Annotated in this window: 22 protein-coding genes, 3 tRNA genes and 3 pseudogenes; 6 read left to right on the forward strand and 22 right to left on the reverse strand. The window is 26.6% G+C overall.

Going from position 1 to position 24201, the window contains the following annotated elements; translation table 4 throughout:
- Nucleotides 1–64 precede the first annotated feature (64 nt).
- The 8 genes and pseudogenes from AACK91_RS03910 to AACK91_RS03950 form a co-directional block, all read right to left on the reverse strand.
- Nucleotides 65–1027, reverse strand: a complete 963-nt coding sequence (locus AACK91_RS03910) for an IS1/IS1595 family N-terminal zinc-binding domain-containing protein (RefSeq protein ID WP_338963247.1) — start codon at nucleotides 1025–1027, stop codon at nucleotides 65–67.
- A 139-nt stretch (nucleotides 1028–1166) separates the two neighbouring features.
- Nucleotides 1167–3881, reverse strand: a pseudogene (gene mgtA / locus AACK91_RS11590) (magnesium-translocating P-type ATPase).
- A gap of 78 nt (nucleotides 3882–3959) precedes the next feature.
- On the reverse strand, nucleotides 3960–4091 hold the full coding sequence (locus AACK91_RS03925) for a hypothetical protein (protein ID WP_338964322.1): 132 nt from the start codon (nucleotides 4089–4091) through the stop codon (nucleotides 3960–3962).
- 177 nt (nucleotides 4092–4268) lie between these two features.
- Nucleotides 4269–5231, reverse strand: a complete 963-nt coding sequence (locus tag AACK91_RS03930) for an IS1/IS1595 family N-terminal zinc-binding domain-containing protein (protein ID WP_338963247.1) — start codon at nucleotides 5229–5231, stop codon at nucleotides 4269–4271.
- Nucleotides 5232–5432: 201 nt separating this feature from the next.
- Nucleotides 5433–5726 carry a pts system IIb component protein gene (locus tag AACK91_RS03935; protein ID WP_338964325.1) on the reverse strand — a complete coding sequence of 98 codons (294 nt, stop codon included), beginning with the start codon at nucleotides 5724–5726 and terminating at the stop codon, nucleotides 5433–5435.
- A 170-nt stretch (nucleotides 5727–5896) separates the two neighbouring features.
- Nucleotides 5897–7525, reverse strand: coding sequence for a lipoprotein (locus tag AACK91_RS03940; RefSeq protein WP_338964328.1), 1629 nt, complete (start codon nucleotides 7523–7525; stop codon nucleotides 5897–5899).
- A 74-nt stretch (nucleotides 7526–7599) separates the two neighbouring features.
- The gene (locus tag AACK91_RS03945; RefSeq protein ID WP_338964331.1) at nucleotides 7600–8262 is read right to left on the reverse strand and encodes a hypothetical protein; all 663 of its coding nucleotides are present in this window, start codon (nucleotides 8260–8262) and stop codon (nucleotides 7600–7602) included.
- Between the two features lie 256 nt (nucleotides 8263–8518).
- A pseudogene (locus AACK91_RS03950) lies at nucleotides 8519–9490 on the reverse strand (IS30 family transposase).
- 119 nt (nucleotides 9491–9609) lie between these two features.
- Between AACK91_RS03950 and AACK91_RS03955 the strand changes: the two are divergent.
- A complete protein-coding gene (locus tag AACK91_RS03955) occupies nucleotides 9610–9804 on the forward strand; it encodes a lipoprotein (RefSeq protein WP_338964334.1) in 195 nt (64 codons plus the stop codon).
- Nucleotides 9805–10060: 256 nt separating this feature from the next.
- Here AACK91_RS03955 and AACK91_RS03960 read toward each other — a convergent pair.
- Nucleotides 10061–11257, reverse strand: a pseudogene (locus AACK91_RS03960) (spiroplasma phage ORF1-like family protein); the annotation flags it as partial.
- Between the two features lie 98 nt (nucleotides 11258–11355).
- The gene (locus AACK91_RS03965; RefSeq protein WP_338963247.1) at nucleotides 11356–12318 is read right to left on the reverse strand and encodes an IS1/IS1595 family N-terminal zinc-binding domain-containing protein; all 963 of its coding nucleotides are present in this window, start codon (nucleotides 12316–12318) and stop codon (nucleotides 11356–11358) included.
- Between the two features lie 177 nt (nucleotides 12319–12495).
- Between AACK91_RS03965 and AACK91_RS03970 the strand changes: the two genes are divergently transcribed.
- From AACK91_RS03970 to AACK91_RS03980, 3 genes are all read left to right on the forward strand, one after another.
- Nucleotides 12496–12837, forward strand: a complete 342-nt coding sequence (locus AACK91_RS03970; protein WP_338964337.1) for a hypothetical protein — start codon at nucleotides 12496–12498, stop codon at nucleotides 12835–12837.
- Between the two features lie 205 nt (nucleotides 12838–13042).
- The gene (locus tag AACK91_RS03975; RefSeq protein WP_338963247.1) at nucleotides 13043–14005 is read left to right on the forward strand and encodes an IS1/IS1595 family N-terminal zinc-binding domain-containing protein; all 963 of its coding nucleotides are present in this window, start codon (nucleotides 13043–13045) and stop codon (nucleotides 14003–14005) included.
- A 281-nt stretch (nucleotides 14006–14286) separates the two neighbouring features.
- A complete protein-coding gene (locus AACK91_RS03980; protein WP_040092631.1) occupies nucleotides 14287–14532 on the forward strand; it encodes a hypothetical protein in 246 nt (81 codons plus the stop codon).
- A gap of 59 nt (nucleotides 14533–14591) precedes the next feature.
- On the opposite strand, the gene tyrS is transcribed toward AACK91_RS03980, so the two are convergent.
- The 7 genes from tyrS to AACK91_RS04015 all read right to left on the reverse strand — a co-directional run bounded on the left by tyrS (nucleotide 14592) and on the right by AACK91_RS04015 (nucleotide 20677).
- Nucleotides 14592–15842 carry a tyrosine--tRNA ligase gene (tyrS, locus tag AACK91_RS03985; RefSeq protein WP_338964340.1) on the reverse strand — a complete coding sequence of 417 codons (1251 nt, stop codon included), beginning with the start codon at nucleotides 15840–15842 and terminating at the stop codon, nucleotides 14592–14594.
- A gap of 43 nt (nucleotides 15843–15885) precedes the next feature.
- Nucleotides 15886–16392: a hypothetical protein gene (locus AACK91_RS03990; RefSeq protein WP_338964342.1), complete on the reverse strand. Its 507-nt coding sequence runs from the start codon at nucleotides 16390–16392 to the stop codon at nucleotides 15886–15888.
- Nucleotides 16393–16481: 89 nt separating this feature from the next.
- Nucleotides 16482–16748: a hypothetical protein gene (locus tag AACK91_RS03995; RefSeq protein ID WP_338964345.1), complete on the reverse strand. Its 267-nt coding sequence runs from the start codon at nucleotides 16746–16748 to the stop codon at nucleotides 16482–16484.
- Nucleotides 16749–16829: 81 nt separating this feature from the next.
- Complete coding sequence (locus AACK91_RS04000; protein ID WP_338964348.1) at nucleotides 16830–17903, reverse strand: hypothetical protein; 1074 nt, start codon at nucleotides 17901–17903, stop codon at nucleotides 16830–16832.
- A 41-nt stretch (nucleotides 17904–17944) separates the two neighbouring features.
- The gene (locus AACK91_RS04005) at nucleotides 17945–18967 is read right to left on the reverse strand and encodes a nicotinate phosphoribosyltransferase (protein ID WP_338964351.1); all 1023 of its coding nucleotides are present in this window, start codon (nucleotides 18965–18967) and stop codon (nucleotides 17945–17947) included.
- Nucleotides 18954–19583: a YtpR family tRNA-binding protein gene (gene ytpR / locus AACK91_RS04010; protein ID WP_338964354.1), complete on the reverse strand. Its 630-nt coding sequence runs from the start codon at nucleotides 19581–19583 to the stop codon at nucleotides 18954–18956. Before ytpR ends, AACK91_RS04005 begins: the two co-directional genes overlap by 14 nt.
- A 2-nt stretch (nucleotides 19584–19585) precedes the next feature.
- Nucleotides 19586–20677 carry a M42 family metallopeptidase gene (locus tag AACK91_RS04015; protein WP_338964356.1) on the reverse strand — a complete coding sequence of 364 codons (1092 nt, stop codon included), beginning with the start codon at nucleotides 20675–20677 and terminating at the stop codon, nucleotides 19586–19588.
- 128 nt (nucleotides 20678–20805) lie between these two features.
- Here AACK91_RS04015 and AACK91_RS04020 point away from each other — a divergent pair, with 128 nt between their 5' ends.
- The gene (locus tag AACK91_RS04020) at nucleotides 20806–21648 is read left to right on the forward strand and encodes a DegV family protein (RefSeq protein ID WP_338964358.1); all 843 of its coding nucleotides are present in this window, start codon (nucleotides 20806–20808) and stop codon (nucleotides 21646–21648) included.
- 15 nt (nucleotides 21649–21663) lie between these two features.
- Nucleotides 21664–22521 carry a DegV family protein gene (locus tag AACK91_RS04025; RefSeq protein WP_338964360.1) on the forward strand — a complete coding sequence of 286 codons (858 nt, stop codon included), beginning with the start codon at nucleotides 21664–21666 and terminating at the stop codon, nucleotides 22519–22521.
- A 49-nt stretch (nucleotides 22522–22570) separates the two neighbouring features.
- Here the strand turns inward: AACK91_RS04025 and AACK91_RS04030 are convergent.
- The 5 genes from AACK91_RS04030 to AACK91_RS04050 all read right to left on the reverse strand — a co-directional run bounded on the left by AACK91_RS04030 (nucleotide 22571) and on the right by AACK91_RS04050 (nucleotide 24185).
- Nucleotides 22571–22663: transfer RNA gene (locus AACK91_RS04030), tRNA-Ser, on the reverse strand.
- A gap of 13 nt (nucleotides 22664–22676) precedes the next feature.
- Nucleotides 22677–22751: transfer RNA gene (locus AACK91_RS04035), tRNA-Trp, on the reverse strand.
- 94 nt (nucleotides 22752–22845) lie between these two features.
- Nucleotides 22846–22921 (reverse strand) — tRNA-Trp (locus AACK91_RS04040).
- A 331-nt stretch (nucleotides 22922–23252) separates the two neighbouring features.
- On the reverse strand, nucleotides 23253–23873 hold the full coding sequence (locus AACK91_RS04045; protein WP_338964362.1) for a hypothetical protein: 621 nt from the start codon (nucleotides 23871–23873) through the stop codon (nucleotides 23253–23255).
- 78 nt (nucleotides 23874–23951) lie between these two features.
- Nucleotides 23952–24185 (reverse strand): hypothetical protein, encoded by a 234-nt coding sequence (locus AACK91_RS04050; RefSeq protein WP_338964364.1) that lies wholly within the window; start codon nucleotides 24183–24185, stop codon nucleotides 23952–23954.
- Nucleotides 24186–24201 lie beyond the last annotated feature (16 nt).

The raw sequence follows: 24201 nt of genomic DNA on the forward strand, positions 1-24201 counted from the left end.
AAATCATCAATATGACAATTTGAAAACTAATTTTGTGTAAGATTATGATTTTGCTTTAAATTTTTTAAACGTTAAAATATAATACCGTTGATTGTTGGTTTGGTGTTAAACCTTTGTGTTGGTATTTTCATTTTCAGAGCTTTAAATAATTTTGAATATTAGTGAAACCCAAACCATGATAATGAATTAAGGCTTCTTTAAGACTGGATTGTAATTTACTAATCTTATTTAACTTTTGATAACTAGTATCAGGGTTTGTACTAGTTTTGGTGGAATATAGAGTAGAATTTGTTTGTTTTGCTACTAATAAATATAGTGGTTGCATATCAGAAATAATTATTGATTTTTCTTTAATTAGTTGCTTATTCATATTTTCAATAATCCATTGTTTTTGTAATCTTTTGGTATTGGTGGATTGAACAAAAATATTATTATTGCTATCAACTGCCATTTGAATACAGCATTTGGTATCAGTTGAAAATGGATCGAGATGAGTTTTTCGTTTATCAAATTTATCTTTAAAATTGCCTTTATGAATTTCTTTAATAAATGTTTCATCCATTTGGATTTGACCATTTAATTTTTTAAATTTTAACTGTGTATTTTCTAATTGTTTTGATTGCATTAATTTTTGTCGATTATATCAAGCGGTTTTTGGGGTTGTTTTAATAAAACGAGAAATTATTTTACTAGATTGTCCTAACAATGAAATTTGAATTAATAAATTTCACTGTTCATAATTTAAATGACTTCAATAAGTAAAATGATGACGAAATGCATCAAAACTAGCACGACATTTTTTACATAAATATTTTTGTTTTCCTTCGGAATTATGACCATTTTTAACACAATGAAAAGATTTGCAATTAGGACATATAATGCCTTTATCTCTAAATTTTTGATCAATTTCATTTAAACGTTTTTGTTTTTTAATTAAGTCTGCTTGTTGTTTTATTTTTTCATAAAATTCTAAAAATTGATCATCTGTTAAGCTATTTATTAATTCTGTAATTATTTTTTTCATCATTTATTTACCTCTATATATTAAAAATATACCTAATTTTAGGTATATTTTATAAATATCAAGAGTTTTCGACAAAATTAAAGAAATAAAAAGAATAACCCTTTTTATTGGTCATTCCTTTAAAATATTTCATTATTTTGTTTTATAATCAATTTTTAACCACTTTAATATAACCAACTTTTGATAATTGTGCGGTAATACAATATGCCGCAATGACACCCAACACAATTGGAATATATACCAATGGTGGCGCGGTCATTGGAAAGACATTGTTAAAGACATATGGAATTAAGAATCCTAACACCACAACAAGTGTTGTTGATACATTAACTGGTCAAGTTGGTCTTGATTGAATAAATGGAATTTGTTTTGTTCTAAACATTAACATTACTACTGATTGTGTAATTAATCCTTCAATAAATCACCCCGATTGGAAAATAGCAATATGGTAAGCAGCATTAGCTGAATTTGGATCAGCAGCATATGCATTAAAGACACCAAAGCCATATCCTAAAATAACAAAGGTAATTATGTCAAAGACACTACTAATCGGACCATTAACAAAGGTAAACGATAACATTCCCTTTGTTCGTCAACGTTGTGGCTGTAGTAAGAAATCTTCATCAACACGATCAAACACAATTGCGAATTGTGAAAAATCATAAATTAAATTTTGGAATAACATTTGTACTGGCAGCATTGGCGTGAATGGTATTCACCAGGCCACAACAATTAATGTAAAAACATTTCCAAATTGTGACGCCATTGTTATTTTAATATATTTTAAAATATTTCCAAATGTTAAACGCCCTTGTTCAATTCCATGTTCAATTACATCTAATGATTTTTCTAATAAAATAATATCTGATGCTTCTTTAGCAACATCAGTTGCATTGTTAACTGAAATTGCAATATCACTTTGTCGTAAAACAGGAACATCATTAATTCCGTCACCCATAAAACCAACAATATGATTATTTGCTTTTAATAAAGCAATAATTCTTGATTTTTCAATTGGATTTAGTTTAACAAATACATTATTAATTTCAACGGCACGTTTTAATTCATAATCAGTTAATTTGTCTAACTCTTCACCAGAAATAATCCCTTTAATTTGCATCCCAACACGTTCACAAATTGAACGAGTTACAGCAGCATTATCCCCTGTTAAAATTTTTAAATCAACTCCACGAGCTGCTAATACTTTTACCATTTTTGCTGCTGATGGTTTTGGAACATCTAAAAATGTTACATATCCATAAAAAATTAAATCTTCTTCATCACTAACACTATATGCTTTTTTATTATCGCTGACAACTTTATAACCAATTCCTAAAACACGATATCCTTGATTATTTAAACGTGTTACAGTACTAGTAATTTGTTTTTTCATTTCATCATCTAAATCAACAATTTTATTTTGATAATAAATTTTATTTTATACATTAATGATTTCTTCAATTGCACCTTTTGAAATTAATTTTGTTTCTTCTTCGTTTTTAACAATTATTGTTAAACGACGACGTTCAAAATCAAAAGGAATTTCATCAATTTTTTGATATTTATCAGGAGTAAAATGATGTAAACTATCTTTAACATGATCTATAATTGCAGTATCTAGTGGATTTTTAATTCCCGTTTGAAAATAGCTATTTAAGTATAAAAGTTTCAATAAATCTGTTTCTTTTTTATTATCTAAACTTGCATAATTAATTAACTCAATTTTATCATTTGTTAACGTTCCTGTTTTATCAGTACACAAAACATCAATTGCTCCTAAATTTTGAATTGCCCCTAAATTTTTAAAAACAAGTTTGCTGCGGCTCATTTTACGAGCCCCACGTGCTAAATTACTTGTTACAATCATTGGCAACATTTCTGGAACAATCCCAACTGCTGCCGCTGCTGTTCATGTAAGTCCTCCTAGTCAATCATTTTTAGTTCCTGAATAAATTAGGTAAATAATTGGTGCCATAATTAGCACAAACATAATTAACAAAAATGTTACACGTTGTACTCCTGTTTGAAAATTTGTTAATGGACGTTTTTCTTGTAATGCACTTGAAATTGATGAAAAGTATGTTTTGGCTCCAGTTTGAACAACCATTGCAATTGCACTTCCTGAAACAACACTTGTCCCCATTAAACAAATATTTTCTAATTCTAATAAATTAGTATTATCTGTTATTGCATGCTTTTCAATTGGCATTGATTCTCCTGTAAATGAAGCATGGTTAATAAATAAATCACGACTAACTAAAATTCGAACATCGGCAGGAACCATATCCCCGCTTGATAAGTAAACCAAATCACCAGGCACTAGATCACGAACATCAATATCTTCTCCTTTTTTAATTAATTCAAACATATTATTATGATTAATGTTGCCATATCCTTCAATATCACGAATTACCATTGCCTTATTACTAACAATACTAATTAATTTTTTTGTGACAAAGTGGGCTTTAATTGTTTGAATATAAACAACAGTCCCACTTGCAAAAATCATTATTGCAACAATAATTGCTGGTAAAACATCCGTAATTCCCCGTTCTGCAACAGGAGTAGAGAAAAATTCACAAAAGTTTCAAACACTAATTACCATTAAAACTAAGTTAAATGGTCCAAAAAATGATTTAAAGAAATTTAAAACTCAATTAAATTTTGTAGCATCTACTTTATTATATCCATATTCTTTTTGTAAATTTTCTACATCAGTAGTTTTTACACCAAACTGATTATCTTTAAATTCAGTTAATAATTCAGTTTGGTTAAGTTTTGAACATGATTTTAATTTTTTATCATTAAAATTTAGCTTTTTTAATAAAGCTTCTTTTGTTTTATCTCTCCCAAACATATTCTGCTTCCTTTCCTACTTTGTTTCTTGACACAACAAAATAATAAGATAAATTAGCGCAAGCAAAAATATTAATAATTATGCATAATTACGGTGATTATCTCTTTGATGGTCAGAAACAATATTAAATAATGTATTACTCTTATTAAAATTAATACCCTTTGTTAACTGGTCCCTACTGGTTCCGGACTGTTCCTGTTGTCCAAGCATAGAAATATCACCACTCTTTCTTTCGTTAAAAATAATACACATATATTCTAACATAAAAAAATAAATTATATACTTTTCTTTAATTTTGTCGAAAACTCTTGATGAAATAAAAAAAATCATCAATATGACAATTTGAAAACTAATTTTGTGTAAGATTATGATTTTGCTTTAAATTTTTTAAACGTTAAAATATAATACCGTTGATTGTTGGTTTGGTGTTAAACCTTTGTGTTGGTATTTTCATTTTCAGAGCTTTAAATAATTTTGAATATTAGTGAAACCCAAACCATGATAATGAATTAAGGCTTCTTTAAGACTGGATTGTAATTTACTAATCTTATTTAACTTTTGATAACTAGTATCAGGGTTTGTACTAGTTTTGGTGGAATATAGAGTAGAATTTGTTTGTTTTGCTACTAATAAATATAGTGGTTGCATATCAGAAATAATTATTGATTTTTCTTTAATTAGTTGCTTATTCATATTTTCAATAATCCATTGTTTTTGTAATCTTTTGGTATTGGTGGATTGAACAAAAATATTATTATTGCTATCAACTGCCATTTGAATACAGCATTTGGTATCAGTTGAAAATGGATCGAGATGAGTTTTTCGTTTATCAAATTTATCTTTAAAATTGCCTTTATGAATTTCTTTAATAAATGTTTCATCCATTTGGATTTGACCATTTAATTTTTTAAATTTTAACTGTGTATTTTCTAATTGTTTTGATTGCATTAATTTTTGTCGATTATATCAAGCGGTTTTTGGGGTTGTTTTAATAAAACGAGAAATTATTTTACTAGATTGTCCTAACAATGAAATTTGAATTAATAAATTTCACTGTTCATAATTTAAATGACTTCAATAAGTAAAATGATGACGAAATGCATCAAAACTAGCACGACATTTTTTACATAAATATTTTTGTTTTCCTTCGGAATTATGACCATTTTTAACACAATGAAAAGATTTGCAATTAGGACATATAATGCCTTTATCTCTAAATTTTTGATCAATTTCATTTAAACGTTTTTGTTTTTTAATTAAGTCTGCTTGTTGTTTTATTTTTTCATAAAATTCTAAAAATTGATCATCTGTTAAGCTATTTATTAATTCTGTAATTATTTTTTTCATCATTTATTTACCTCTATATATTAAAAATATACCTAATTTTAGGTATATTTTATAAATATCAAGAGTTTTCGACAAAATTAAAGATACTTTTTATATAAAAAATATTTTTATTTTGTAAGAAAAATAAATAAAAAGTTTGATAAAAAATACTGTCTAAAAATAAAAAATAATGCAAAAGTAGTCTTTTACATTATGTTACTTAATCTAATCAGATAGTGTATTAACAAAATTAATGATTCCTTCTGAATCATTGTTAATATATAATTCAGATGGTAAAACAACAACTTTACTATTTTTTAGCATAGCTGTTATTTTTGTTGTTAAATATTCAACTTGCGGGGCTAATAAAATAATATCATAATCATCATATTCTAATTCTTCTGGTGTTATTGCAAAAAATTGCATATCATAGTTATTTTTTGCAATAACATCATTAATCTTATCTAAAATTCGATTAGTACTAATCCCCGCTGAACAAATTAAACTAATCTTTTTCATATAAAGCCTCCATTTTTTATTATTTATAATTATATTAAATTATACTGGTTATAAATTAAAAATGCAATAATTCAAAAAATGACTTTAGTATTATTACTAAAGTCATTGATATTTATTGTTTATCCCTTGTTTCACTTAAAAGAAATCTATAGAAACTTTGGAAAAAATTATTAACCTAAAATGTTTCAGTTAATATCTGGAATAAAAATCATATGTAAATCTTCATTAGTTGTTTCAAATAAAATTGTTTTATCATTAATTGCTTTTACCGTAAAAGCAATCCCTCCAATATTAATTCACATATCAAGCGCTGATACTAGATCATCAACACCCTTCGCTAATTTTCATTCCCCATTTGGTTCATCTTGATATTCAATCTGCAATTTACCACTAGTTAATTTAACTTCACTATCAGCAATTGCTGCATCACTATGACCATTGATTTTCAACATTGTTGGAATCAATTGTTGAATTTGTGTGTTAAGTGAAATTGGAAAATCAAAATCTCACTTAACAATATGCGCTGTTAATTTTAAATCAGAATTTAAATCATAATCAAATAATTGATTAACAAAAGATTTAAATTGTTGAACTGGAAGAATATCAATAATCCCTTCTGTTCCTGATGTTACTTGGTATCAACGTGGTGGAACTTGTTCATATTTAATATTAATAGTTGTTGTAACAAAAAGTACTTTAACAGCAACCACAATTGAAATTGGGGTTCTAACCGCTGATCATTCATTACTTTTGTTTTTTCAACCATCAAATAAATTATGTAAAATATGCTCTAAATTAGTATTAAATTTAATTTTGCCACCCTTATTACTATTAATATCTTTATTAACATCTAAAAAACCATCATCGTTAATATTTCGTGGTGCATCAAATAAATACTGAATTAATAGTAATAATAAGTTTTGTGATTTTTGTTGTTGGCGTTGTTCAATTATAAAATTACGAAAATGAATAATATCTGGTGCCAAACTATTTAAAATATCAAGATATTTTGCTTTAATTGTGATTGTTGCTGTCGTTCCAATAATAACATCCTGGTTAATTGTTTTATCAATTGCCCCATCTTTAAGAAAATCACCAACAAATGGTAAATTAGTTAATGAATTAATAAAATTTTGTCATTTTTTTCAATTTGAATCACTATCATCAAATTTTGTTGGAATAACGGTTGGTAAATTATTAAATAACCCAACCTGCGCAACTATATCTAAAATATTTTCAATTGGCAAATTACTTCCTGCAATTGGCAAATTCATTTTTGAAAAAATAATTGTTAAACTTTGATTTAATTTTTGAATTGTTTCATTTGTTAATTTTAAATCATTAGTAGTAACCGCAACAGCAAAATTATTATCTTTTGTTTTTGGATTAACTAATTCTTCTCCTTTAAAACTAGCATTTACTTCTAATTGCCCACAATGCATTACTGATTTATCAACAATCTCAATTTTACTAAAACTAGTTTGTGATAATGTTAAATCATCACCAAACTCAGTAAAATTATTTTTTAAAACATCAAAAGCATTATCCGCATTAACGGTCTGAAAATCATTACTATCAACAATCATTGGTGTTAATTCAAAAAAACGATTTAATTTATTAATAATTTTATTTTTTGCCGCTTGAATAGGATCTGTCGCTGGCGTTGGAACATCTTGCCCATGCTCATCTGGATCATCTGGTGGCTTTACCGTAGAAGGTTGGTTTTGACAGGCTGTAACACTAAAAGCTGATGAACTAGTTAAAACAAGCGTACCTAAAATAGTTAAAAGTTTTTTCATTTTTTATCTCCTTTACACTCTCTACATTAATAAAAACTTTTATTTAATCAAAAATAACTACCTAAGGGAGCATTCTAATTTAATAACTCCCGTTGATAACCATTAACAACAATTTTTAACTCCTTATCACTACGTTTATTAACTAACATATGCATTTGTAATCATTTAATAATATTATCTAAGTCAATTAACAAAACAAAATTAAGGTTTTGTTTAATATTATGTTTTTTAAAAATTAATAAAATCTTACGAATCATAATTGAACTATCAACTGAAAAAGCAATTAAAAATAGAACAAAAACACTTTGTGAAAATAACACAACAGATAAATTATTTTCAAATAAAACACTATGATTTGCTTTCATTGCATTAATGTAAGTTAAAATCTTATTAATTAAAATCATTTTTAAATATTTTGTTCACAGTTGTCTAAAAAAATATAATGTTACAATAACTGAAACAATTCCTAAAAAGCCAAAAATAACAGCACTATCTGGTGTTTTAACTTTGACCTTATCAACGGCATACACTACAATTAAGATGAGTTCAAACACAATCGAAATAGCACATATTATTGAATCAGTATAATAGTTTGGGAAATGGTGCTTACCGATTAAAACTCATCAGCTAATAAGGAAAGCCATTAAGTGTAGTAAATTATGAATAATTAGTAATCGCGACATATTTAATAAAAAATAAAAACTAATTTGAATTACAACTAAAAAAACAATTGCCAAGGTTTTTTTCACTTTTATTTTTAAAACAGAAAGATTAGTAATATATGAAGCAAGATAAAGAACCGCAAAAAAACTAAGATTTTAGCAGGAATTATGTAAAATGAAGTGCAACAAATCTTATTAGTCAAATAATACAATAAAAATCATAAAAAATCAATTATAAATTTTTAAAAATCAAAATATTTATAGTTTTTATTTTATTTTAAGGAAAATTAAGCACACTAAAAAATAATTTATTAAATTACTTCAAATAAACCTATTTAAAATTATCTGAAAATACCTCTTTTGCTGTTTTTCAATTAAGAACAGGCCTTAATTTATCATTTATAACATTAACTACTCAATTTATTTTTTGTTGACTAACATTATTAAAATCAGTTCCCTTAGGAAATCATTGTCTAAGTTCAGAATTCATATATTCAATTAATGGTTTTTTTTGTGGTTTACCAGGGTCACAAAAATAAACTTGTGTTTCAGCAAATATTTCTAATTATCTTCATTTACTAAATTCTTTTCCTCTATCAGTTATTATTCCTTTAATTTTCCCAAATAAATTATTACTTATAACAATATCTTTAAACTTTTCCACAACTTCATTAGCAGTATGATTTTTTAATTTCATAACAAAATAACTTTTACTATTTTGTTCAACTAAAACCAAATTACTAGATTGATGCTCTTTTCCAACTATGGTATCCATTTCAAATCAACCAACATCAGTCTCTTTATTCTCAATATCTCATATTGATTTAAAATTAATTAATTTACCACGATTATCAAATTTTCCTTTTGTTTTATATTTTTTACCACAATGACGTAAATTATGTTTTAAAAAACCATAAAAACCCAAACGAATTCATTTATACAATGTTTTAACACAAACAGGAAATTTAATACCAAACTTTAGAAAATAACGATGAATAGGTTGTGATGGAGAATCACGATAAACATTAAATCTTATATTAATAAAATTTAATTGTTCTTCTGTAAACTTATATCTTTTATTATTCTTTTTTCTTTTCTCATAATACATTTTATCTGACTTATAAGCACTATATTCATCAATAGTTTTAAAACGCTTAATTTCTCGCAAAATAGTACTACGATTTCTGTTCAAACATTTAGCAATTTGTGAAATATTTATTTCACCATTCTTTTTTAAAAATAATTTTGATAATAATAATTTTTCCAATTTAACCTTATCAATAAAACTTAAATGACTATACATAACATTTATATACCTTTCATTAATTTATAAATTTAATATTAAAATTATTTAATACATTATTGATATATGATAAAATCAATTATAGCATTCAAGTAATTTTAATAAAGGAGAAGTAAAATATGAAAAAGTTACTAAGTATTTTAGGAGTAATCGGATTAACAGCAACAAGTACAACAACATTAATTAGTTGTGAAAAACCAAATAATAATGAAAACGGGGGGGTAATAAACCTACACCATAACCACAACAACTACCAGAAAATAGCAAATGAACTAATATTCCTAGAACACAGGCGCCTAATAAAGAATTTTTAACTGCTACTAATAAATGATATTTTTATATAAATAAATATGAAAATAATTATATAACGACAAAATTTTATTTTGATAATAATTTTATTAATAATCAAAACACTTGATGACAACACTTAAAAAATGATTCAGATTTTATTTGAAACTATAATTTAGTATATCGTTGAAATAAAAACAATGAACCACAAATACCAGAAATTAATAAAGACACAGGACTAATAATTGATTGAAAAGAATAAAAGGACTAACAAGTCCTTTTTTAAATTAATCGAACAAACTTCATAAAGATAATTAATAGGAATATATTTGTTATTGTATTATATAATGCTGGACTAAATTTTCATACCTCAAATGTTTGACTAAAAAAACTATATATTGTTTGAAATATTTTACCAACACCGCTTGCTAATTCTTTTACTTGTTTAACACCGGGAATATTATTTACAATTCAAATTGCAGCATTTTTTATATGACACGCTAAATTATATCAACTACAACTTTCATATTGGGCTTGTCATCATTGTCCATCAGGAAACAACCCGCCATTATTTATTTCTTGTCAGTTATAAATTCCAAAATTAAAATCATAATAACGGTACATATCATTTTCTTTTTGGGCTTGTAATTCAAAAACATTATAACCGATTTTTTGTTCTTCAATTTTTTTGTATTTTAAACCGTATTTATCTTTTAAAGCACCTTCAAAAATATAACCTTCATTTTGATTAATATTATAATTATTTGCAACTGAAAAATCATAATTAAATACATTACCATAATTAGTATTATAAAAACGATTTTTAAATGCTGAATACAATTTAATGTCTAATTGATTTTATTTATCAGAAAAATAAAAATAACGAGGATAAATTTTAAAACCATTATTTGCTAATAAACCATATTTTTTATTATATCCTTGTACATAAGTATCATTTTCTAAATCAAAAATGGTACGTAAATAATCTTTATAAAAATTTTGGGAAACCGTAAACATACTATTTAATAGTTTTTCAAATTGATTTTTATTAGTATTAGTTTCATCAATTAAAACATCTCTAAAATTAATCAATTTTAAACCAAAAAAATTAATTAAAACAGTATCATACTGTAAATTATCAATATAACCACTTTCAATAAAATTACTGCGATTTTGAAATACAGGTACCAAAGCATGGGTAAAAAAGGCTTTTAAAAATTTATTAATATCAATTTGACCTTTCATCTGTTCAAAAACCATTTTACCAATATTAGGAGAATTACCTTGATAATAATTATAAGTTTCAGCACTAAAATTAAAAGTATCTTCTTTTTCTTTTATGAAAGAAAATAAAAAACCTAAATCATCAGTATACCAATAACTATTTGCATTATTACCATCCCAATATTGTTTAAAATGTGTTAATTCTAAACTACCAGCAATAATATTTTTATTTTCATCAATTGTTAAAATCATCCTTTAATTTTGTCGAAAACTCTTGATGAAATAAAAAAAATCATCAATATGACAATTTGAAAACTAATTTTGTGTAAGATTATGATTTTGCTTTAAATTTTTTAAACGTTAAAATATAATACCGTTGATTGTTGGTTTGGTGTTAAACCTTTGTGTTGGTATTTTCATTTTCAGAGCTTTAAATAATTTTGAATATTAGTGAAACCCAAACCATGATAATGAATTAAGGCTTCTTTAAGACTGGATTGTAATTTACTAATCTTATTTAACTTTTGATAACTAGTATCAGGGTTTGTACTAGTTTTGGTGGAATATAGAGTAGAATTTGTTTGTTTTGCTACTAATAAATATAGTGGTTGCATATCAGAAATAATTATTGATTTTTCTTTAATTAGTTGCTTATTCATATTTTCAATAATCCATTGTTTTTGTAATCTTTTGGTATTGGTGGATTGAACAAAAATATTATTATTGCTATCAACTGCCATTTGAATACAGCATTTGGTATCAGTTGAAAATGGATCGAGATGAGTTTTTCGTTTATCAAATTTATCTTTAAAATTGCCTTTATGAATTTCTTTAATAAATGTTTCATCCATTTGGATTTGACCATTTAATTTTTTAAATTTTAACTGTGTATTTTCTAATTGTTTTGATTGCATTAATTTTTGTCGATTATATCAAGCGGTTTTTGGGGTTGTTTTAATAAAACGAGAAATTATTTTACTAGATTGTCCTAACAATGAAATTTGAATTAATAAATTTCACTGTTCATAATTTAAATGACTTCAATAAGTAAAATGATGACGAAATGCATCAAAACTAGCACGACATTTTTTACATAAATATTTTTGTTTTCCTTCGGAATTATGACCATTTTTAACACAATGAAAAGATTTGCAATTAGGACATATAATGCCTTTATCTCTAAATTTTTGATCAATTTCATTTAAACGTTTTTGTTTTTTAATTAAGTCTGCTTGTTGTTTTATTTTTTCATAAAATTCTAAAAATTGATCATCTGTTAAGCTATTTATTAATTCTGTAATTATTTTTTTCATCATTTATTTACCTCTATATATTAAAAATATACCTAATTTTAGGTATATTTTATAAATATCAAGAGTTTTCGACAAAATTAAAGAAAATTTTTTTTAAAAAAATAAATGTTATAATTAAAATGCGGTTGATAATTTAAAAAATTATTAACATTAAAAGGATTCAGGAGGTATAAAAAATAAATGTTACCAGAAAAAATTGATATTTTTATTGACGAACATATTGATAAACCTTTATCAGAATATATTAAAGAAAATCCACGGTTTATTTTAGAGTTTGTTAATAATTTAAACTGAGAAGAAAAATTTGAATTAATTTCTGATTATGTTGCAACAAACGAAGAAATTGAAAAAGCAATTAACACATTAAATAAATATATATCTTTATTTATTGAAGATGAAATTAAGGAACGTGTCATCCAAAATATTTCAGAAGAAGAATATTTACGCCATAAAGCAATTGTCGAAATATATGAAAAAGCTAAAAATGAATTAGAATTGAGTAAAAAAGGGAATTCTAATTAATAAATAATACTAAATGTATTATTTTTTATTTATTAATTTAAGATAATTACAACCGATTGCTTTTAAATTTTCTTCCAAATAACTAAATTGTATAATTAAAAATGAGAAAAAATCTCATTATAATGCTTTAATTTTGTCGAAAACTCTTGATATTTATAAAATATACCTAAAATTAGGTATATTTTTAATATATAGAGGTAAATAAATGATGAAAAAAATAATTACAGAATTAATAAATAGCTTAACAGATGATCAATTTTTAGAATTTTATGAAAAAATAAAACAACAAGCAGACTTAATTAAAAAACAAAAACGTTTAAATGAAATTGATCAAAAATTTAGAGATAAAGGCATTATATGTCCTAATTGCAAATCTTTTCATTGTGTTAAAAATGGTCATAATTCCGAAGGAAAACAAAAATATTTATGTAAAAAATGTCGTGCTAGTTTTGATGCATTTCGTCATCATTTTACTTATTGAAGTCATTTAAATTATGAACAGTGAAATTTATTAATTCAAATTTCATTGTTAGGACAATCTAGTAAAATAATTTCTCGTTTTATTAAAACAACCCCAAAAACCGCTTGATATAATCGACAAAAATTAATGCAATCAAAACAATTAGAAAATACACAGTTAAAATTTAAAAAATTAAATGGTCAAATCCAAATGGATGAAACATTTATTAAAGAAATTCATAAAGGCAATTTTAAAGATAAATTTGATAAACGAAAAACTCATCTCGATCCATTTTCAACTGATACCAAATGCTGTATTCAAATGGCGGTTGATAGCAATAATAATATTTTTGTTCAATCCACCAATACCAAAAGATTACAAAAACAATGGATTATTGAAAATATGAATAAGCAACTAATTAAAGAAAAATCAATAATTATTTCTGATATGCAACCACTATATTTATTAGTAGCAAAACAAACAAATTCTACTCTATATTCCACCAAAACTAGTACAAACCCTGATACTAGTTATCAAAAGTTAAATAAGATTAGTAAATTACAATCCAGTCTTAAAGAAGCCTTAATTCATTATCATGGTTTGGGTTTCACTAATATTCAAAATTATTTAAAGCTCTGAAAATGAAAATACCAACACAAAGGTTTAACACCAAACCAACAATCAACGGTATTATATTTTAACGTTTAAAAAATTTAAAGCAAAATCATAATCTTACACAAAATTAGTTTTCAAATTGTCATATTGATGATTTTTTTTATTTCATCAAGAGTTTTCGACAAAATTAAAGTTATAATGCACAATTATTTAGTTTTTATTTTAAGCAAATAAAAACTAAATTTAATTAAATTAAGAAAAATAATTTAAAAATTAAAGAATAAAAGACATAATTTTAGATTTTTAAGTTAAAATAATACTAAGTGTATTTTACACAGATATAAATGGTCAAACATACCAGAAAGGTTCTAAACATGAAAAAAACTGAGAAAAGAAAATTAAAGTTATGACATAAAATTACAATCTGAGGAATATTAAATGCTTATGCTTTAGCAATGTTAATTGCTGTTTTAGCATTACCACAAACACCTTGACATTGTCGTTTATTTGCATTTATTAATATCTTTGTTGTATTGTTAATCCAAGTTGTTTATTATACTCGTCTTTATGTTAAAAATAAAAAGAAATCTATCAAAAGTAAAACCGTTGAATTAAAATAATTTTGCACCATAAAAAAACACACTTTTATAAGTGTGTTTTTTTAATTTTAAATACTCAACTATTCACAAGAAATTAAATGATATTTTCGTTTTCCACGACGAACAATTAAATATTTATTAAATAAAAATTTATCTTTTGTAACAGTCCGTGTTTCTTCATTAATAACAATGCCATTTACGGTGATTGCTCCTTGTGTTAAAAACTCCCGCCCTTCTCGTTTTGATGAAACGATTTCTGCTTGAACTAATAAATCAAGAATTGATAAATCAAAAGTTGATAATGAAAAAAACGGTAAGCTAGTTTGTAACTGATCCAACTGTTGTTCTGATAACTGGTGCAAATTACCATTAAATAATGCTTCACTCACAATTTGTGCTGTTTTCAAACCGTCTGCTTGATGCACAAATAATGTTACTGCTTCAGCTAATTTTTTTTGTGCAATTCGCTTTGCTGGTTCTTTTTGGTGTTCTTTTTCAATTGCAATAATTTCTGCTTCTGTTAACATTGTCAAATAACGTAATAATTTCCCGGTTTCTTGATCATCTTGATTAAAGAAAAATTGGTAAAATTCATATGGTGATGTTTTTTTTGGATCTAACCAAACGGCTCCTGATTCTGTTTTTCCAAATTTTGTCCCATCAGCTTTTGTTAATAAGTTCATTGTTAAACCACAAGCTAAATTATCTTCGCCAATTTGTTTATGAATATAGTATGTCCCTGAAGTAATATTTCCTCATTGGTCACTTCCTCCGGTTTGAACAGCACAATCATAATTAACATATAATTGATAAAAATCATATGCTTGTAATAAAGTATAAGCAAACTCAGTATACGATAAACCAACTTCAATTCTTGTAGCGATATTTTCTTTTGCCAACAAATAACTAATATTAAAATCTTTTCCAACAGTTCGTAAAAAATCAATTAAAGTCATTTTTTGTAATCAATCAGCATTATTAACCATTCGGACATTTTTTCCAATTAATTGTTGCATTTGTTTACTTATTGCTTGTACATTGTACATAATTGTCTCATCATTTAATAATACACGTTCTGCTTTCTTACCACTTGGGTCACCAATCATTCCAGTTCCGCCACCAATAATTGCAATTGGTTGAAAACCAAACATTTCAAACCGTTTTAATAACATGATTTGAATTAAATGCCCAACATGTAATGAATCACCTGTCGGATCAAAACCACAATAAACCCCTTTTTTTAAAGTTTGAGCTTTTAATAATTTTGTCTCATTAGTTACTTGTTTTAATAGACCTCGTCATTTTAATTCTTCTATAATATCTTTTACCATCTTTTATTTCCTCTACTATTTAAAAAACTCTAAATTGTTAGAGTTATTCTTTATCGACTTTTGCGATTTTTTTAAGTTGATTAGGTTTTTCCTCTTCAATAATTTTTTCTGAAATTGACGCTGATGTTTTTTTCAGATCTTCTGTTACTTTAATTCCCGCATCAATAGCAGAAACTGTTATTTTAGCTAAGTCTTTCGCAACAGCACGAACATTTGGTGATTTTGCGGCAGCTTTAATTAATTTTACTGTCCCAACATCAATTTTCTTTAATGCTTTATAAGCCACTTCTTTTGTTGAAGCAGAATCTAAAATTTCTACCGCACCCTTAACATCTTTGATTCGTAATTCAATATCAGCTGCTACTTCGTCTGATTCAATTCCTTGTGATTTTTCTCACACAATTTCAATTTTATTAACCATTTTTTTCAATTGTGGATTATATTTTTTAACTAAATTAATAAAATCTTGGCGTAATTCTGATCCTTTTTTAGGGGCAATAAGCATCCCCTCTACCATAATTGCTAATGTTTTAACAAATTTAAAAGCCATAATTATTCCTTCTCATCAGAATTAGCAAAATCTTTTAATTTATCAACAATTCGATAAGCAATATCTTTATTACGGGCAATAACTTTTACTTATGCTTTAACATTCCGTTTCGCAAAAGCTTCAAAAACATCAATATAATTTGAAACTTTAACAACTGTATCAACAGTCGAGTTTAACATTTCTGATTTATAAGTTAAGTCTTCAACAAAATAATCAAATTTCTTAGCAGCAATTGCAACTTTCCGTGCAGCAATAATTCCATAACAACAAAATACAATTGCTAAACATAATAAAACAATAATTAAAATTGTTTGTGAAATTAATAATTCGTCACTAGTTGCTAAGATATATATCATTTTTTCCACCCTTTTTTCTAATCAAATTAAATATTACTTTTACATTATAACTTATTTTATTTAATATCAAAATAAAAATCCTTATTTATTCTCATCTTTATCAAAATTTTTACTTTCATTAATTTGGGTTTTAATTCGTTCTTTGCGTTTTTCCTCAGCTTCTCGCGCAGTTCGTTCTTCCATTTCTAACATCCGTGATAAATATGGATTGCGTTTAGTATAATAGTCATTAACATGTTTTGTTTCTGAATCGGAATCTTCTTTTCGCAAATCATACAAGTTTTTATGATACTGTGCAATTGGTTTTGAACGAAGCAAAAATTGATTGTTTACATTACTTTCTTGTAAATTAAGTAATGTTTTAAATCTAACTGCTCCCGCTTTAGTTGAGTTCTGTTGAATCAAACGACGGCGTTGATCTAATGGCATATCCTCGGAAAAATTATCATCAATTTGATTGGCTTTTGCAATCGCTTGGCGAATTTGTTCATTAATTAGTTTTTGTTCTTCTATTCCTTCAAACAATGCTGTTTGTTCATATTCATCAACTTGATGGCGTGGTTTTGGGTTACTAATTTTCTCTTTAATTTGTTCTAATTCTAACGTTAATTCATTTGTTCGCTCCCCAAAAATATTTTCCCCATTTTTACGTGGTTTAAATAAAAATGACACTGTTTGAGCTGCTTGTTCTGATAATTTATTGCGATTTTTTAAAGTTGATTTAATTTTGTTGCTATCTGTCAATGGATCATATTTTTTAAAATATTGTTCAACATTAGCCTTTTCAGCATCTGAAATTTTTTCTTCCACAACATGAATTTTTGCTAATTCAGCTTTTTTCTCAACAATTTTTTGTTCAATAATTTCATTAATTGAATTTGAAGCAGCATTTTCGAGTTCATCATGTAAATTATCTTCATAACTACTTATTGTGTGTTTAAATTCATTAGCTCCATCAAGTTTTTTCCCATACAACGGTGAAATAACTTCTCCTAATGGATTTAAAGGAGGCTTTTTCTCAACCCGATGCTCAACACTAGTTGTTTCTGGTATTTCTTCTTGTTGTTGCTGTGCTTTTTGTTCACGTTTTAGATGAGGATAAGCATCATCATGATTATAATAGGATTCGATTTTTTGGTTTTTATTTTCACTCATCATGAAAACCCCCTTTATTTAACTATATTATAAAACATTTCTTACTTTTTAACTAGTCGATTTGAAATAATGTTATGACGACCAACTTTGGCTTGATCAATACCATTTAATTGTACAGCATCACCAGTAAAACCAATATTAATTTTTGCTAAAGATTGACCAACCCCATAGATATCTACTGGCACCCCTTCCGTCTCAAATTCAATAATTTTTTGAACATTAAATCCTGAAGAAACAATAATTTTAACATAATCATAACCTTGCTGATTTAACGCTTGTCGCAGGGCCCAAACTAAATGTTTATTGACCCCCCTAATTTCATCAACGGAGTATTGTTTTTCTTTTCCAAGAAAATATTTATCAACCAAAGCTTGCGATGTATCAACACGAACCGCATATAAATTTGGAAATTCACTAGCAACTTTTAAAGTATCGGTAATAACATCATTATTATAATCAACTAAGGCTACTAATTTATCGGTTGGATAAAAACGTTGGTAAGCATGTAATGCAGCAATTAAGTCACCATTAAATGCTTGAATTAAAGCATGCGGCACCGTTCCCATTGGTTCATAATTACCAGCTAGTTTTGCTACTTGAGCTGTTGTTACAAAATTGGTAATGCCCCCAACCTTAGCAGCATAACCATCATTTTCTTGGTTATAATAATAATCACTACGATCATTCATATAGATAATTGGCTTGTTATTTACTACTTGTAAAATTCGATGGCAATTAGTGGCAATACTAGTTTGTCGCGCTAAAATACCATCAATAATTCCTTCTAAATGACCAAATTGATAATAATGTCCAACAACTTTTAACACAGGTTCATTTGGTTGAATTACGTCACCATCAGTCAAAGCAGTAATTTCAAGTGTTTCTGGATTAAAAGCTTCTGTTTTTAATAATTCGATACATTCATTAACCCCTGCTAAAATAACATTTTCTTCACGCTGAAAAAATTGCATTTTTACGATATCACTTGGTTTCTCATTTTTTAAAATATTAGCTGTTTTTAAAAAATAAACGGCACTATAATATCCTGCTTTAATTTTGCTCATTATAATATTCCTTTCAAAAACTACTTCCAAGATGATATTGTTTTGGTGATAATAACACAATTTTTTTCCCAACACTAGAAACTGGTAATCCTAATTCTTGTTCCGAACATAACATTCCGTTTGACATAATACCACGTAATTCACTAGGAATAATTTGTAATGTTGATGGCATAATTGCTCCAACGCGAGCGAAAACAACTAATTGACCAACATCACAATTATCTGCGCCGCAAATAATTTGAAGGACTTCCGAACCAATCGTAACTTGACAAATATTTAGTTTATCAGAATTAGGGTGTTGCTTACGTTCCAAAATCTGACCAACAATAAATTGTGGTCTATTATTAATATTATGAAATAGACCCCCTTGTTTTTTAAAGTTTGTTGCTAACTCTGTTAATAATAATTTATTATCACTATTAATACCTGGTTTTAATTTTGTTGTTAAATGTTGACTAGCATTTAATAAATTAAAACCATAACATTGTTTGCTTTCATCATGAAAGAAAACCCATTCTTTCTTAATTATATGTTCTCCTTGCGTAACAGTTGGTTCATATCCAACTAAAACATCAAAGACTGGATGATAAAATAAACCAATTGATTTTGTTTTCATTTTTACCTCTTCTCACTTCAATTAAAATTTTTAATCTTTATTTCATCTAAATCCTCAATAATAGTTGTGACCAACTTAATTGTTTCATTAAAATCATCTAAATCAATAATACCACTAATTGTATGTAAATTACGAGCAATTAGACAAGCCTGAATTGTTGGAATTCCATAATCTGCTAAATGAACACGTCCAGCGTCAGTACCACCTGGTGAAATATAAAATTGGTATTTTATTTGATGCTGTTGCATTAGATCAAGTTGATATTTAATCAAATCATAGCGAGTAACATAACCATTGTCCATTCCTCGTAACATTACACCTTGTCCTAATTGCCCAAAGGTACTTGTTGATTCATAGTCTTGCCCTGGCGAAACATCTGTCACAATTGCAAAATCAGGTTTAATTAAAGATGTTGCAGTTGCTGCCCCACGAGTTCCAACTTCTTCTTGGGCACTAAAACCAACATATAAATCAAAGTCTAATGCTTTATCTTTAATTTGTTCTAATACTTCTAACCCCAAAATAAGACCCATTCGGTTATCAATTGCTTTCGATAATAACCGTTTGTCATTTAAAAAAGCAGTTGGTCCTTCACAAATAACAAAATTACCTTCCCGAACGCCAGCCGCATATGCTTCTGCTTTTGAAGTAAACCCAAAATCAACTAGCATATTAGCAATTGGTGTTGGTTTTGAACGTGCTTCTGGTGATAACAAATGCGGAGCAATTGCTGAAATAGCGCCTATTATAAAAGTTCCATCATCTTTTAATAATCTTAACCGTTTTGCTAATAATGTTTGTTCTCAAATTCCTCCTAATGGGTTAATTCTAATTAACCCTTTTTCATTAATTTGGCTAACCATAAAACCAATTTCATCACCATGGGCCATTAACATTACCTTTTTAGCATTTTTAATTCCTGTTTGATTACGAATAACTGCAAAACAACTTCCTAAATTATCTTGAATTATTTCTGATGTATACTTTTGATAATATTGCTTCATTAATATCACAACTTGTTCTTCGCATCCCGATGGACCAAATGCTTGCAAAATGTTTTCATACATTATTTTCTTTTCATTAGTAATTTTCATTTTTATCTCCCTTTCGTTCTTGAAATTATTATATCAAAGTTTATAATTATTATATTGTTAAGAGTTTAACAATATAATAACTAAAATTCAATGATAGCTAAATTTATAGAAAATAATGGAGGGCAATTATGCGTAAAGTTGCATTAATAATAGACTCATCGTCAGGAATTAATAAGGACGAATTAAAAAAATATGAAGACACCTATTTATTACCGTTATTATTAAATTTCCCAGATGGGAGTGAGGTTGAAGATGATGAAGATATTATTTCATTTAATGAATTTTATGATATCTTAGAACATCAAGTAATTAAAACAAGCCAAATCCCAATGGGAAAAATGTTAAATACTTGAAATGAACTATTAAAAAAATACGATAATATTGTTTTTGTAGGACTATCGAAAGGTTTATCAGGGCAACACGAAAATATTTCAATGTTAGCCCAAGGTGAAGAATATAAAGAAAAGGTCTTTATTATTGATACTGATGGTGTTAGTGAATTATTAGTTTATATGATTGATCTAATTTACAGTTGAATTAAAGAAGGCGTAGAATTAACAGAATTTCAGACAAGAATTGATGTAATTAAAACAAAATTTAGTGCATTTATTATCCCAAAAAGTTTAGAAACTTTAAAACGTGGCGGGCGAATTACTGCTGCCGCAGCAGCATTAGCATCATTGTTAAAGATAACACCAATTTTAAGATATGCTGGTCGAATTGATAAGTTTGACAAAACAAGGACATTCAAAAAAGCTGTTTCAACAGCTTTTCATCAAATTAAAAAAGAACGTCAAAATTGAAAAAATATTATTCTACTACATTCCAAAACAGATAAAGAAACTTTAGATAAAGTTTATCAAATAATTACAGATGTGGGTGCTATAATTACTTCAACATACATTTTAGCAAACGTCATCGCTGCTCACACTGGCCCTAATACCGTGGTCTTGGTATGTTGAGATAAATAAAGGAGAATTAACTTTATGAATAAAAAAATTGCAATCCTAACTGACTCATCAGCTGGTTTTACAACAGCAGAAATTAAAGAATTAGGAATCCACGTTATTCCATTGCACATTATTTTAAATAACGAAATAGATATTTTAGATACCAAAGAAGAAATTAAAAAGTATCACTTTTATAATATTGTTAAAACAGGAACTACTAAAACAAGCCAAGCTTCAACAGGAGAATTAATGGCAAAATGAGATGAAATTCTAGAAACATATGATGAAATCATTCACTACCCTATTGCCGAAAAACTATCAAGCCAATATGCAACAGCTTATACTTTAAGCCAAGATAAACAATATCTTGGAAAAGTTCATGTTGTTCGTAATCATACTGCCGCTTTTGCTTTAAAAACATTAATTATTTATGCCAATGAATTAACAAAACAAAATTTTACTGTTAAAGAAATCATTGCAAAAACAAATGCCTTAGAACAAAAAACATATATGGCAATGATCCCTGGTAGCCTAGAACGTTTATCAAAAGGTGGGCGTGTTGGAAAAGTGCTGCTATCATTAATTAACTTATTTAAAATTAAAATCTTAATCCAATGAGAAGAATATCCTAAAAAAATTGCTTCATCACGAACATTAAATAATTTAATTGAATCATTAGTTGAAACATGAGATAAATTTAAAAAAACAGTTAAAGAAAAATTTCAGTTATTTGTTTTAAAAACAGATCAATGCGCTGACAAAGTTTGAGATAATGTTACACAAAAATTAAATGAATTAAAAGTCGATTATCATACTGAACAATTAGCTAATATTTTTGTTGCTCATGCTGGCTTAGATACAATTGCTTTTGTTGCAATTCCAGAAAATAAATAAAAGGAAAAACCATTTCTAAATTAGAAATGGTTTTTTTGTTTTCTTCTAATGGCGGAAGTAAAGAGATTCGAACTCTTGCATGGATCACTCCATCTAACGGTTTTCGAGACCGCCCCCTTCAACCAGACTTGGGTATACTTCCATCTTTATTATCCTGGCAGGGGTGATAGGACTTGAACCCACAACGTACGGTTTTGGAGACCGCTGTTCTACCATTAAACTACACCCCTAAATTCTTTTAAATCATAACATAAATATTACAAAAGAATCCTCTGGTTTTAAAATAAAAAAAGTATCTACATACTTTCATCTTATAAAACATAATGGCAGGGGTAGCAGGACTTGAACCCACAACACTCGGATTTGAAGTCCGATGTTCTACCACTTGAACTATACCCCTAAAATAAAAATTAAGTATCAAAATTGACACTTAATTATTTTAACAAAATAATTTAAAATAGCAAATAATTATATTTGTTTTCTAAAATTACAATTTGTTACATAATATTTAATTCTAATTTTATTTTATTAATTTAAAATTAAATGAATAAAACAGATAGTTTTTTAATCCGCCGCACTTATTATTTCAAAATCAACATTCTCCTCACTATTAGAGGTTGGATTTGATGCAAAAGAATAATATAAACCAGTATCCAAACTGTTACCAAATGTAAACATAACTGCCCATTTGTCTTCTATTTGTCGGTCTCATTCCAAATGAGTTGATTCATTTAGTAGTCCATGTCCTTTTGACTTGTTAATAAAGAATTTGTCATTAAACTAAATAAATCAATATCTTCTAAACTTTTTGCCTCATCTGAATCCTTAAAACTATCGAACATAATTTTAATAGCCCCTTTTAAACCATCCTTTTGATTTTTCATTGTTATTTTTTTAAAATCTTGGATAGGGGCTTCTAAACCAATACTATCATCCGCTGTAATAATACCAGAACCTGAATATTTTAAAAATTGAACAATTATTTTTCCTCAATTAGTTAATTTTTTATCAATTCCATCTCCAGATAAATTTAATGCAATTGATAAATCCTCATTATTTTTATCTTTCACATTGCCAGATAAACCAAGACCAAAAATATTTAAATAATTTAAGCTAATTTCAAAAGTACCTAAATTTAAAGAATCATTTTTATCAACATTAAAGACAGAACCAACTTTTGTTTTATAAAAATCAACAAAATTTTCAGCAGTTGCATTAGATAAATGTTTTCATGGATTATTTTTACCAGCATTAGGATCAACTCAATTTGCTAATGATAACTCAGTTGCTTTTTTGGTTTTAGATATTCCCATAAAGCCTTTATTTTCAGCAGTTAATTGACCATCTTCCACTTTTTTAATTAAATCAGTATCATTATAAGTTATACTAAGGTTTTTAAATTCTTTTTTACTAGCAATATATTCTTTAAATTAATTTTTTAAAGTACTATTTAACTCAGTTGTATCTTTTGAAAAATCTCAAATCATTTGATTATATAATGGTTTTAAAATTTCATTTTCTGAAAAATCAACAGTTTCTAATTTTATAAAATAGTCTTTAATATTTTCAATTAAAAATCCTACTGCCTTATCAGAAAAAGTCCGTAAAGCAGCAACGTTTTCACTAACATTATAAATACTTGATAGTTGGAAACTAGCATACATTTTTTTAAATTGTAAC

The sequence above is a fragment of the Spiroplasma endosymbiont of Sarcophaga carnaria genome (assembly GCF_964019595.1).
In the GTDB taxonomy this organism is placed as follows: domain Bacteria; phylum Bacillota_I; class Bacilli_A; order Mycoplasmatales; family Mycoplasmataceae; genus Spiroplasma; species Spiroplasma poulsonii.